Source organism: Agarivorans sp. Z349TD_8 (assembly GCF_050870825.2).
Lineage (GTDB): Bacteria > Pseudomonadota > Gammaproteobacteria > Enterobacterales > Celerinatantimonadaceae > Agarivorans.
Genome location: NZ_CP194037.2, coordinates 2,692,772 through 2,705,114, shown reverse-complemented (window position 1 = coordinate 2,705,114; position 12,343 = coordinate 2,692,772). Strand labels below are relative to the sequence as shown.

The 12,343-nt window shown below is 45.3% G+C and carries 9 protein-coding genes; 6 read left to right on the top strand and 3 right to left on the bottom strand.

Going from position 1 to position 12,343, the window contains the following annotated elements; translation table 11 throughout:
* The first annotated feature begins 214 nt into the window (after window positions 1-214).
* From ACRRS1_RS12170 to ACRRS1_RS12160, 3 genes are read left to right on the top strand one after another with little or no spacing between them, the layout of a single operon-like run.
* The gene (locus ACRRS1_RS12170; protein WP_432467721.1) at window positions 215-1,177 is read left to right on the top strand and encodes an HlyD family secretion protein; all 963 of its coding nucleotides are present in this window, start codon (window positions 215-217) and stop codon (window positions 1,175-1,177) included.
* Complete coding sequence (locus ACRRS1_RS12165) at window positions 1,170-2,096, top strand: ABC transporter ATP-binding protein (protein WP_432467722.1); 927 nt, start codon at window positions 1,170-1,172, stop codon at window positions 2,094-2,096. The genes ACRRS1_RS12170 and ACRRS1_RS12165 overlap by 8 nt, the downstream gene beginning before the upstream one ends.
* Entirely contained in the window at window positions 2,093-3,187 is a 1,095-nt protein-coding gene (locus tag ACRRS1_RS12160) for an ABC transporter permease (RefSeq protein ID WP_432452915.1), read from the top strand. The genes ACRRS1_RS12165 and ACRRS1_RS12160 overlap by 4 nt, the downstream gene beginning before the upstream one ends.
* 15 nt (window positions 3,188-3,202) lie before the next feature.
* Here the strand turns inward: ACRRS1_RS12160 and ACRRS1_RS12155 are convergent, their stop codons facing one another.
* Window positions 3,203-4,225, bottom strand: a complete 1,023-nt coding sequence (locus ACRRS1_RS12155) for an AraC family transcriptional regulator ligand-binding domain-containing protein (RefSeq protein WP_432467723.1) — start codon at window positions 4,223-4,225, stop codon at window positions 3,203-3,205.
* Window positions 4,215-5,177 (bottom strand): diguanylate cyclase domain-containing protein, encoded by a 963-nt coding sequence (locus ACRRS1_RS12150; protein ID WP_432467724.1) that lies wholly within the window; start codon window positions 5,175-5,177, stop codon window positions 4,215-4,217. Before ACRRS1_RS12150 ends, ACRRS1_RS12155 begins: the two co-directional genes overlap by 11 nt.
* A 294-nt stretch (window positions 5,178-5,471) precedes the next feature.
* On the opposite strand from ACRRS1_RS12150, the gene ACRRS1_RS12145 reads away from it, so the two are divergent.
* Both ACRRS1_RS12145 and ACRRS1_RS12140 read left to right on the top strand, forming a co-directional pair.
* On the top strand, window positions 5,472-7,553 hold the full coding sequence (locus tag ACRRS1_RS12145) for a phytase (RefSeq protein ID WP_432467725.1): 2,082 nt from the start codon (window positions 5,472-5,474) through the stop codon (window positions 7,551-7,553).
* A gap of 347 nt (window positions 7,554-7,900) precedes the next feature.
* Window positions 7,901-8,647 carry a substrate-binding periplasmic protein gene (locus ACRRS1_RS12140; protein WP_432467726.1) on the top strand — a complete coding sequence of 249 codons (747 nt, stop codon included), beginning with the start codon at window positions 7,901-7,903 and terminating at the stop codon, window positions 8,645-8,647.
* A gap of 76 nt (window positions 8,648-8,723) precedes the next feature.
* Here the strand turns inward: ACRRS1_RS12140 and ACRRS1_RS12135 are convergent, their stop codons facing one another.
* A complete protein-coding gene (locus ACRRS1_RS12135) occupies window positions 8,724-10,748 on the bottom strand; it encodes a glycoside hydrolase family 3 N-terminal domain-containing protein (RefSeq protein WP_432467727.1) in 2,025 nt (674 codons plus the stop codon).
* A gap of 497 nt (window positions 10,749-11,245) precedes the next feature.
* Between ACRRS1_RS12135 and ACRRS1_RS12130 the strand changes: the two genes are divergently transcribed.
* On the top strand, window positions 11,246-12,274 hold the full coding sequence (locus ACRRS1_RS12130; RefSeq protein ID WP_432467728.1) for a helix-turn-helix domain-containing protein: 1,029 nt from the start codon (window positions 11,246-11,248) through the stop codon (window positions 12,272-12,274).
* Window positions 12,275-12,343: the final 69 nt, after the last annotated feature.

Sequence of the window (12,343 nt, the reverse complement as noted above, 5' to 3'; positions counted from 1 at the left end):
CATTTACTCTAAAGTTTTTCAAGTCTGGTCGTTACTGGCTAAACCGAGGGTGTCGACGCGGAGGCTTTAGCACGGTAGTTGAGCTGTATTATTAGGTATTTCAGTCGCTCTTATAAAAAATTCATCAAGTTATGAATATTGAAGAATTATTTTACTAAACAATCACTTCTGCTTGTCTCTATACTGTTTACATAGAGTTTTAAAGGAATGAATCATGAGACGTATTTTTTGGTCTTTGTTGATGTTGGGGGGCCTGAGTGCTTGCGACTCTTCAACACCATCTCAGGCCCTAGGGACCATAGAGCGTGATCGCATCACGCTTAGTGCCACCAGCAATGAAATTATTCGCAGTTTGCCAATGACCGAAGGTTCAGCGGTAAAGCAGGGGCAGCTGTTGGTGCAGCTAGATAACCTTAGCCAAACGGCAATTGTCGCTCGAGCGAAGGCTGAACAGGCAAAAGCCCAAGCTTACCTATTACGCTTAAGTAATGGTGAGCGGAGCGAAGATATTGCGAGTGCTCAAGCAGAGGTTAATCGGGCTCAGGCTCGGGTTGTAGAAATGCAAAAAAGTTATTTGCGAGCCCAACAATTGGTGAAGCAACAATTAGCGAGTCAATCGAGTTTAGATAGCGCTTTAGCCGAGCGAGATAGTGCTCAGGCTAGTTTAGCCGCTGCGCAGGAAGGCTTTGCTAAGCTGACTGCAGGGTCTCGATTTGAAGATGTAGAACAAGCCAAGGCCGCTTTAGATGCCGCTCGCGCCGAAGTTGCCTTACAACAACATAAATTGGATGAGCTGAGCATTGTGGCTACCCGAGATGGGATCTTAGACAGTCTCCCCTTCAACTTGGGGGAGCGAGTGACTAACAATGCGGTGGTGGCGGTGTTGCTCGCCGATCGTTTGCCCTATGCACGCGTGTATGTGCCCCAGTCATACCGGGCTAAGCTACAGCTTGGTCAGGCCTTAACGGTACATGTGGATGGCGTCGATCGCAGTTTTAGTGGGGTGGTGCGTTGGTTAGCGACAGAACCCGCGTTTACTCCCTATTATGCACTCACCGAGAATGAACGCTCGCGCCTTATGTATTTAGCCGAAGTCGATCTAGACGCCGCCGCTGGCGCATTACCCTCGGGTTTACCGGCACAAGTAGATTTGCCTGAGGCCAGCCAATATGAGTGAGTACGCGATTGTTGCTAATAATATCAGTCGCAAATTTGGCGATTTTACCGCCGTAAACCAGGTGAATTTGAATGTTACCAAGGGTCATATTTACGGTTTCTTGGGACCGAACGGTTGCGGAAAATCCACCACCATTCGAATGTTAACTGGTCTGTTAAGCCCGAGTAGTGGTGAAGTGAAAGTCTTAGGATTGGATATTCCTAAACAGGCCGAGGCCTTGCGTTTAAAAATAGGTTATATGACGCAGAAGTTCTCTTTATATGATGATTTAACGGTGCAAGAAAATTTACAATTTATGGGACAAATTTTTGGTATGCCCAATAAGTCCTTAAACCATCGTTTAGAGCAACAGTTGAGTACCTATGGTTTGACTCAGCGGCGTAAGCAGCGAGTGGGCGGAATGAGTGGCGGACAAAAGCAACGCTTATCGTTAGCCGCAGCCACCATGCATCAGCCAGAACTGTTATTTTTGGATGAACCTACCTCGGCGGTGGATCCGGAAAATCGTCGCGAGTTTTGGGAGCAATTGTTTGATTTAAGTGATCAAGGCACCACTATTTTGGTGGCCACCCACTATATGGATGAGGCCGAACGTTGTCATCGATTGGCGATTTTGGAATCAGGAGAGATGCGCGCCGACGGCGATCCAGAAACGCTGATGAACAATATGGGGGTGAACGTGGTGGAATTAAAAGCCGCCAACTTGCGGGAGTTAAAACAACAGTTAATTCGGCATCCAGAAATTCGTTCTGCAGCACAATTAGGGATCCGCTTGCGGGTCTTGGTCGATCAGCAAGTTGCTGATCCTATTGGCTGGCTAGTGAAGCATTATCCACAGCTGCAAGGGGCTGAGCTAAGCCTTGCTCGGGCGAGTTTAGAAGATGTATTTGTAAGCGTGACCGGTAAGGGGCGCCAATGAAATCTGTATTTCGAATTAAGGCGGTGATGCTTAAAGAGTTTCGTCAACTGGCCAGAGATAGAATTACCTTTGGTATGGTGGTGATGATCCCTTTGATCCAGTTGTTGCTGTTTGGCTTTGCAATTAATACCGATGTGCGCAACATCCCAGTGGCGGTGGTGGATCAAAGTGGCAGCAGCAGTGGTCGCCTCATTGTCGAGTCGCTCAAGGTGGCTCAGGTGGTCCAGGTGAACCAGTTCTATGCAAGCATTGCCGAAGCAGAGCAAGCGATTGAACAAGGTAGGGTGCGCGCGGTACTCATTTTACCGAAGGATTTAGAGCAACGCTTAGCGCAAAACAGAGCCTTGGGGCAGTGGTTGGTAGATGGTTCAGATACCATGGTCAGCTCCGCTATTATGCAGTTGCGGATGATGCCTTTAAATGATTTACAATGGCGAATCAATACTCAGCCTAATACTTTTGATGTGACCCTGTTGTACAATCCAAGCCGCCGTTCGGCGGTGAATATTGTACCGGGTTTGCTCGGTGTTATTCTTACTATGACGATGATTCTATTTACCAGTGCCGCGATTGTTCGCGAGCGAGAACGGGGCAATTTGGAGTTGTTGATTGCGACCCCAATCCACTCTATTGAGCTAATGATCGCTAAAATTGTGCCCTATGTGTTTGTGGGATTGATTCAAGTGACCATTATCTTGGGTTTAGGGCATTTCATTTTTTCGGTGCCAATTAACGGTGCGCTCAGCCAAGTTTTATTCGGGACGCTGCTCTTTATAGCGGCCAGCCTTACCTTGGGTTTGGTGATATCCACCATTGCTCAAACTCAGTTACAGTCCATGCAAATGACGGTGTTTATTTTACTGCCTTCAATTTTATTGTCAGGATTTATGTTTCCCTATGAAGCGATGCCCGTTGCCGCTCAATGGATTTCTGAAATTTTGCCCGCGACTCACTTCATGCGGATGATCCGCGGGATTGTGTTACGAGGTGCTGATTTGAGCGATTTATGGCGAGATAGCCTATGGATGGTGGCCTTCACGATCATTGGTTTAGTGGTGGCCTCATTCCGCTTCAAGAAAAGTCTTGATTAGTGAATGTTCAGTCAATTATTGGCTTAACCAACGCCGAAAGGCGCGACGAAAATTACTGACATCAAAAAAGTTCATCGCGGTGCTTAGCTCATTATCGCTGTAGTTATATTGCGCTTGTAGAAAAAATGCATGTTGCTGGCGAACTTCATCACACAGTAAGCGGTAACTGCTGTGGTGACTTTTTAATCTGCGCTTTAAGGTCGCTGGACTCAACGCGAGTTGTTGGGCGATTTGTTCTAGACTGGGTAATTGGCTGATGTTTTGTCGTAGCAGCTCACGAATGATACTCAGTAGACTGTCGTGCTGGCTAAGGTTTACTTTGCTGTGGGCCAGTTGATAAATGATGGCTGAGTGTTGTTGCCAAGGTTTATCCAAATATTGTTGAGTGATGCTCAAGGCACTATAAGTTTGGTTAAATTTTACTTGGTCTCCAAGGTGAACTTGATATTCTGCCCGCCAGCTGGGGGCGGGGTAATCAAATTGGATCTGCCAAGGCAGGGGCGCAGCGGCTCGCCATTCACATAAGGAGACAATTGCGCTCACCAGCGCTTCTTGTATCCAGCGCCGATAGGCGAGTTGTTCTGGTTGTTGGTTGGGTCGAAGGCTTTCGCCAAAGGGATCTTCAAACAATAAGTGAGTCTGCTCGCGGCAGTCAACGAGGCGTGGTTTTAGCAGTGGAAAATAGTCAGTAAAATGCCGACAAAGAACGCCGAGTAAGCTTCTAAGGTTGGGAGCGTGTGTTAATAAGTGGGAGTACTGTTCAAATACGCCGGGAAACAAACGTTGACCAAATACAAAGCTAATGTCTCGATCGTTCGACTGAAGACTAATATTTAAACATAGTCGGGCCAGTTGTTTAGGGCTGATCTTTAGCTCGCCGCCTAAAATATCTTGATAAAAAATTCCCGTTTTACGGAGTAAAAAGTGCGGCTCAGCCCCGCGCTCAAGCAGCAGATCGAGTAATAGGGCTAACTGGTGTTCGGCGGGGATGAAACGTTGCTGGTTTTCCAAGACCTGAATGCTGAGATTAATTGGCAAGGACTTCACCATGACTTGCTTGTTTGAGAATCGTTAGCTGTTGATTCGCTTGTTCTAGGAGTTGTTGAACCGCCTGTTGCGGCGAATCGGCAAGTTCTGCTGACACTTTTACCCAGTGAAAACTGGGGTGAATTGCTTGGTTTTGCTGATTACGAAAGCAAAAATGTTGCAGTAGCGTGGATAGTTGCTGACTGAGTATCGCGGCTTGTGGCGGCGAGTGATTGAGCAAAATCGCAAATCGTTGTCCAGCGTAACGGCACAACAGTGCATCCTGTGGCAAAGCCAACAGTAATAATTCGGTGATGGTCATTAATAGCTTATCGGCCGCGCTGCCGCCATAGCGTCGACTGAGCGCATTAAAATCGGCAACTTCTAGCAACAACAGTTGGTTATTTAGCCAAGTTTTCGGCTGTTTGGCGCGTTGCGATAACTGTTGCTGTAAATATTCAAAGCCAGGAATGTTCAATCCACCATCGATTGCTGTCGGAGCAGGGCTTAACAATTTACGACGGCTCAAGTAACGGCTAATTTGTTGCTGTTCGGCCCGCCAAAACCATAGCGCGGCGGTGAGCAATAAAAATCCAACAGGCATCGACTCTAGCCAACTGTCCCAGCGGATCCCAGATTCAAGTTGAAAAAACTCATCTAATAGATCTTGGCTAAGTGCTAATACCATGGCGATTAATCCGCAAGCAAATAGATCGGTAAGCCAACCCTTAGCACGTACTGAAAGAATAATTATCAGCCAACATACAATCAGCAGCGCCGTCGCGCCTTCTCCAACAATGTCGACCCAGTCTAATTGAGCCCATGATTTTATTTCGCCATGGTGAGCATTTAAGCCAATTAATCCCACTAAGCTCACCACTTGTAACAACAACCACCAGCGATGTGGCTTTAAAGCATAATAAAGTTCGGCACACACGTAGCCTAAATTTTTTCGATGATTCAATCTTGTTTAACCTTGCTTAACCTTCGCCTCTCGCGGGGAAAAATGAAAAATAGTCCGATTAGCTCATATTGTTTTTCATTGAACCCCGTTATTCGTGGCGGATCCATAGTTTAGGCATAGTTTAAACCGCTTTTATGACGGTTTTAATTTGATTCAATTAGTCTCAATAGCTCACTTCTCGTTGAGTATGTGCACTTCAACGCTCTGTACAGGGAGTACGCCAACTTACTGTCATAAAAGTGCCATTTGGGCTGCTTAAGGTCGCTGGCAATCTTCATTACAAAGGAATATCGAATGCGTCATTTAGGATTAAGTAGTTTAACCATTATCTTGAGCATTGGTGGTTTAAGCGCATGTGGCAACAGCGATACAACTGCTGCAGTCACAACGCCCTTGAGCACCGAACTTAAAACAACGCTCACTTATGATGACTTCGGCGATGCAGCTTATTGGTTTAATCACAGTGACTCGAGCAAGAGCCTATTAATTGCGACGCTTGAAGACGACGGTTTAGCGGTGTTTTCAAGCCATGGAGAACAGCTACAACAGTTGCAGGGTATTGCACCGACCAGCGCTGATATTCGTTATGACATTAGCGATCAACATGCCGGCAGTGCCGATATTTTAGCAGTGGCTTTACCCGAGCAGCAGTCTTTCGGATTTTATGCGATTAGCGATGATCCAAGTGGGCCGTTGACTGATTTAGGCAGCTTTGATGTTGGCTTCAATGCCGAAGGTTTATGTTTATATAAAAATATCACCACGGGTGAGCTGATGGTCACTGGTGTAGCCGATGACGGGATGGCGAAACAATTTAAATTGAGTTTTGATGGCAGCCAAGTGAGCAGTCGATTGCAAGATGTGAACGGAGTGGCACTGCCAGTTCGAGAATTTTCAGTGGGGGGGAAGTTAAGTGCATGTATTGCCGATGACGAATTGGCAAACTTGTATATCGCCGAGCAAAATATAGGGATTTGGGCTTATGGTGCAAATCCCGAGAATGTGAAAGAGCGTCAGCTGGTGGATGGGGTGGCACCACTTGGTCACTTACAAGAAATTGAAGGTTTAGAGCTTATCTATCAAGCACAGGGGAAAGGTTACTTAGTTGCTGCTGATGAAGGTGCAGGCCTACTGTTTTATCAGCGTGATAACTGGGTTTTTAATTCGCAGCAGCGGGTTGCTGGTATCGATGAAACCAAAGCGTTAGCCGTGGCTGAAGATGGCTTATGGTTGGCTAACTCCGAATTAGAACAACCAATTTATGAGAAATTGAGCTTTACGGCGCTTAATCAGCAAAATGGCTTAAGTGCTCGGCCAATCAGCGATGTATTAGCGCATCGAGAACTTTCTCTCTCCGGGGTGGCTTTAGTCGCGGCGACAGGAGAAACCGCAGCGGTTGACGACGATGGTGATGCAGCCGATGATCCAGCGTTTTGGTTAAATCCCGATGATGCCGAACAAAGCTTGATTATTGCGACCAATAAACAAGGCGGCTTGCTTGCTTATAACTTGCAAGGTCAGCAAGTACAGTACTTGGCTCAAGGTAAACCCAATAACGTAGATATCCGTTCCAAGGTGCAAAATTTCGCCGGGCAAGACATTAGCATAGCGGCAGCCAGCAATCGTGAACTGAATACCATCGCTCTTTATCAAATACGCTCTGCTGATGGCCAAGATCCAATCGTGCCGCTTGCTGCTTTGGGTAATGCCGTGCATCCAGATGCGGCGGAACTTCAATCTTCACTCGATGAAGTTTACGGTCTGTGTATGTACCAATCGGCAGACAATACCGCCTATGTGTTTGTGAATGGTAAAAACGGTCAAGTTGAGCAATGGCGCTTAACACCAGTTGAGGGGGGCTTTAGTGGTGAGGTGGTTCGAACGCTGAGTGTTGCCAGTCAGCCGGAAGGTTGTGTAGTGGATGACAGTAGCGCTACCTTATATCTAGGCGAAGAGGACCAGGCAATCTGGCAATTTAGCGCCGAAGAAGGAGCCGATACTCAAGCGAGCTTATTTGCCAAAGTTGATGGAGAGAACTTGGTTGCCGATATTGAAGGCTTAACCCTATATGATGATGGCATTCATAAATATCTACTGGCTTCGAGCCAAGGTAATAATACTTATGTGGCCTACGATCTGGCTCAGAATAATCGTTTGGTGGGGCATTTTGCGATTATCGGTGATGATAATCTGGGGGTCGATGGTGCCAGTGATACAGATGGAATTCACGCGGTATCGGCGAATTTGGGAAGTGCTTACCCTAAGGGATTATTTATTGCGCAGGATTGGTATAATATCGATGCCAACTACCAACAGTTGAACCAAAACTTTAAATTAGTTGATTGGCAGACGATCCAAGCCAGCTTTGATGACTAAGATTGACCGATTATATCGCCGTTAGCCTTTGGTTAACGGCGATAGCTATTGCCTTGGTTATAAGCACCAGCTTGCGCTTATTGTTACTTGAAGCCGCTTTCATGCACGACTTATCTAGGTTTGTCTAAATCATCAATAAACACGGAACCACCGCGAACGCTTCGTCCTCATTAACCGATAGGCTTGAACATAACTGGTGGTGTTGGCTCAAGATTACAGCGAGCTAACTTGATGGACTGTTGTTGTAAGTTCTAATTTAAGTGCTGACCCCAGTGCGCTTTTCTATACTTAACTGTATTCTTATTCATTTGAACGCTCGCTTTAAGCCCATTCACTTTTGGAGTTTTATGAAGTTTTTATGGCGATTAAGCCTAGGCCTTTGGCTCTTGTTGAGCCCTTATTGCTATGCCAATCATTTGAAGCTGTTAATTCTGGAACAACCGCCAATTGAGTATCAACAAAATGGTTATAATAAGGGAATTGCGGTCGATATTGTAAAAGAAGTATTTGCCCGTTTGCATCGACCGGTCACCATCGAAGTTTATCCTTTTGCTCGAGCGCTGCGCATGCTTGAAGAAAGCAAAGCGGATGGAATTTTTGCCATTGTAAAAAAATCAGAGCGACAACTTTATCTTAACTACAGTGATGAAGTGTTGATTGAGCAAGCCGCAGTATTATATGTGCAAGCACAATCTGAAATTACCTTTAATGGACAATTAGGCGATCTGGGAGCCTATCGCTTTGGGGTACTACGCGGTGCGACTTATGGACTGATGTGGGAGCAGGTTATCGATAGTGGTGGCATTTCTAAAATAGAAAGAGTTGCCGATTATCGTCAGAACGTTATGAAGTTGGTTAACCAGCGGCTCGATGTCATTATTGGCCCGGATTATACCATGGCTTATATTATCAAGGAGCTGGGACAAGAGGGACGCTTAAAACAACTGTCGCCACATATTGAGGTTGTTCCTACTTATATCGCTTTTTCTAAAAATACGGTTGCGCCTGAACTGGTCGCTGCGTTTAGTGATACTTTAAAGGCGTTAAAGCGTGACGGAACCTATCAGCGGATCATCAACCGATACATTGAGTAATACCGTGGCTACAAATAATGTCGTTTAAGGTCGTTGTCTTAAGAAAATGCCCACCTTGTTGGGGCGGGCGAGGGATTTAATAGCTCAAGCCGAAGCCAAGTTGGTAGAGTGGGTTGGCCGAGTCATGTGCTACATCTTCATCTTGTTCTAATACGGCTTGCCAACTTGAAGGGAGCTCGAAGGGTAAATGTCCTTGCGGTGGTGTCTTGCCAAGCAAGACATCGAAAAAAGCGCTGTCTAAAGCCCCAAAGTTTGCCAACAATGCGCTTGCACTGGGCTCAATTGCCGTGAGAATAGCAGGGCGGTCCAAGTAAATGGAAATAACCGTGGGGATGGCTGCTGCAGTGGCAGCCTGGATTGCTGCGTAGTCTTCACTGCCCGAATAAACACCTTGATGGTCTTGGTCTTGGATCAAGTTGGTTTGGTCGAAAAATCCAAGTTGACCAAAATGTACGTTACCAAATGGTAAGCGCGGATCAGTTTCGTAAGGTGTATTCACCCGTAAGATTGCGATATCGGCATCTTCTAGTTTATCTACAACGGTAAAACCATAGTCTGTCGCCACTTGAGCATTGACTTGATATAAGTAAACCTTCGGGGTCTTGTTTGGACTGAGCGGCAAAGTTTCCGCGTCGTTTTTTAGCAATACATGAGCACGGCTCTGGGTCTTGGTTGCGACGCGTTGAAAATCCTCATTGCCGACAAAATTTGTCACAATAGAAGTGTCAACATAGGGATTTTCAAATAAGCCAAGGTCAAATTTTTGAATTAAGATCCGCTGCGCTGCTTTATCGATTTGTTCATTTGTTATTAATCCTGCGGCTATCGCTTCCAGTAAATGAGAAGGATCTTGTACGCCACCAAACTGGTCAACGCCAGCATCGACGCTTTTGGCATAACGTTCGGCGATTGATAAAGGCTCAACGCCCCAGGACATTCCAAAAGGAACCGTCCAAACGCTCACACCATCGTTAAGCTCTTGATCGCTTAAGCCGAGCTGACATTTGTCATTACAGTCATTCACTATCCCCCAGTCGCTGAGCACGACGCCTTTAAAGTTGTATTTACCTCGCAGCAAAGTGTCGAGTATTTGTTTGTTAAAGCCAAAGCCAACTGCTTCAATGTGCTGGTCGTTATAGTTTAATCCGATAGGCTGGCCGTAATAGGGCATCACCGAGCCCACGTTTGCATCAAAGGCGCCTTCAAAGGGGAGTAAGTGATATTGAAAGTTACTGCCGGGATAGACTTGTTCTTTACCAAAGTGGTTATGTGCATCAAAGCCGTTGAGTTGTGGGCCCCCGCCAGCAAAGTGTTTCACGACAGAGATGACACTGTTTGGATTGAGCCCTTCGATACCACGCTGAAAACCTTCAATGTAAGCTCCCACCAAATTTTTGGCAATTATGTTATCTTCACCAAAGGTTCCGGCGCTCCTACCCCAACGAGGTTCGGTGGACAAATCAGCTTGAGGAGAGAGCGCTTCATGGATCCCTACCGTACGATATTCCTGACGAGCAATATCGGCAAATTCTTTTACCAGCTCAGGATCATTCAGGGCGGCAAAACCTAATAACTCAGGCCACTGTGAAAAACCGCCAGCCCCAACGGCGGTGGCGTTTGGATCGTTGATAAAATGATTTCGAGGATCGGTGCTAATGGTAACCGGGATCCCAAGACCAATCGCTTCTGCCCGTTGTTGTAGGGCATTGTTATCTTCGGCGATTGCGAGAGGGTCGCCAGCCATGCGCGTAATAAAGGTATTTACATAGTTGTTGAGCAGTGGTGTCATCGCATTGCTGGATATGCGGCCAGCGGAGTCTAGGGGCAAGGTGCCATGCATCATTAAGCCCGCTTTTTGTTTGGTGTTCATTTGGCTGACGAGATCTGAGGCTCGTTCTGCACTAGTTAAACGCCAATCTTCATAGGGGCTGAGCTGCCCGTCTCTATTAAGGTCTTTAAAATGGTAATTGTCCACTTCAATGAGACTCAGTGTTTTATAGCCGAGAGAGGGTTGAAAGTAGATTCTATCATCGGATCCACAGCCATTGAGTAGTGAGAAGGTAACGGCTGTGAGGATTAACACTAGCATTGTTATTTTCATCTTAGTTCCTGTGATTCGGGGTGAGTAAACGGAATCATTTGTCAGTCATGATTTCGGTTCACCATCGACTATATCTAGGAGACGAAAATATGTTTTTGCAATATGGAGCATGCAACACTCAAAATGGTGCGAGTGTAACGAAGTGTGAATAATATGCATTTTTTACCCTATATTACAATCCGTTACATATATTTGTGAGTATCGTCTAAGGTCTGTAGATCGATCTAGCTTAAGCTTTGTTCTATTGATACATCTCTTGCTTGGAAAGTGTAGAATGCAGCAAAATTTTTTATCCTGAATTGCTCATGATTTACTGAATGTTCGCATCATGTATCGGTTGTTAAATTGAGCGAAAAGTATTTACACGCAGACTACCTGAGGCTTACATATTACTTACTATTTGTTACATCTGATTATTGTGAAGCATGAACCGTCTCACAACCTTTAGCGAGGTCTCCGCAAATAATAGCGCTTTACAAAAGATAAGAGTTTATGGGATGAAAACTGTTTCCAACCGAATTGCACAAATTTATTTAGAGCAAGTTTTCAGTGCGAATGTGGATGAGCGTCAATTATTGCAGCGCACAGGGATTAATATGCAAGAGCTTAGCGTTGCAAATGGTAGGCTTGACGCTCAGCGGCATTTTCGTTTTTTTGAACTGTATACTTCTATATTCCCCGAAGTACAGTTTGATTCAGAACCGGATTTAAGCTTCTTATTTTCAAACTTTAATGTGTTAGGAGCCGTGTGTGGGAATGCACCCACTTTGCTTGAAGCGTTAAAGGCGTATGTCCGCTATCGAGCTTTGATCGGAGAATGTGATGACATCGAGTTTGTCATTCAGGATCATTATTTAAAGATCGTATATCATTCTGAAAGTGATAATCCTTTGATCACCAAACTCGTCGTTCTTAATCATTTTTATGTTTTTTACGCAATTGTTCGTGAATATGTGGATGACAACTCTACGAATTTAGGTTTGCGGCTAAATTTCCCAATATCGATTGAAGAAAAGCGTAATTTGAGTGAAATTTTTTATTGCTCGGTGGAATCTGGTATACAGAACAGTTATTACATTCATCGCCAATGTTTACATTTGCCCCACAAGTCGAGTAATTCTGCCTTACAACCTTACTTGTTGCAGCAAGCGGAAGAGCAGTTACAACAGTTACGCCCGGCTCTTACTTATTCAGCTCAAGTGGAAAAAATCTTACAAAAGTTGATATGGACTGAGTTAGATATCGATTGTCACGCTGAATCGATGCAAACACTGGTTTGTGAGCAACTGAGGATAAGCCGTTGGACTCTTGCCCGTCGGCTCAATCAAGAAAACATAAATTTTTCAGGAATTTACACAAAGGTTCGGTGTGCTGAAGCATCTCGTTTATTGGCCGAACCACAATTTTCTCTGTTGTGTATTAGTCAGAGTTTAGGCTTTACCAATCAAAGTAGTTTTAATCGTTTTTTTCGGGAACAGTTTGGCTGTACGCCCTCTCATTATCGGCAGCATCACGTTGCCGAATAAATCAATGTTTAGATCGCATCTTAAGCTGAGTGGATTTTTAAACAGTATATGCATTGTTTTTTCATCATT

What these genes read in the sequence shown, in the direction of transcription:
- ACRRS1_RS12170 (WP_432467721.1), top strand. Translation starts at nt 215, where the DNA reads ATGAGACGTATTTTTTGGTCTTTGTTGATGTTGGGGGGCCTGAGTGCT.
- ACRRS1_RS12165 (WP_432467722.1), top strand. Translation starts at nt 1,170, where the DNA reads ATGAGTGAGTACGCGATTGTTGCTAATAATATCAGTCGCAAATTTGGC.
- ACRRS1_RS12160 (WP_432452915.1), top strand. Translation starts at nt 2,093, where the DNA reads ATGAAATCTGTATTTCGAATTAAGGCGGTGATGCTTAAAGAGTTTCGT.
- ACRRS1_RS12145 (WP_432467725.1), top strand. Translation starts at nt 5,472, where the DNA reads ATGCGTCATTTAGGATTAAGTAGTTTAACCATTATCTTGAGCATTGGT.
- ACRRS1_RS12140 (WP_432467726.1), top strand. Translation starts at nt 7,901, where the DNA reads ATGAAGTTTTTATGGCGATTAAGCCTAGGCCTTTGGCTCTTGTTGAGC.
- ACRRS1_RS12135 (WP_432467727.1), bottom strand. Translation starts at nt 10,748, where the DNA reads ATGAAAATAACAATGCTAGTGTTAATCCTCACAGCCGTTACCTTCTCA.
- ACRRS1_RS12130 (WP_432467728.1), top strand. Translation starts at nt 11,246, where the DNA reads ATGAAAACTGTTTCCAACCGAATTGCACAAATTTATTTAGAGCAAGTT.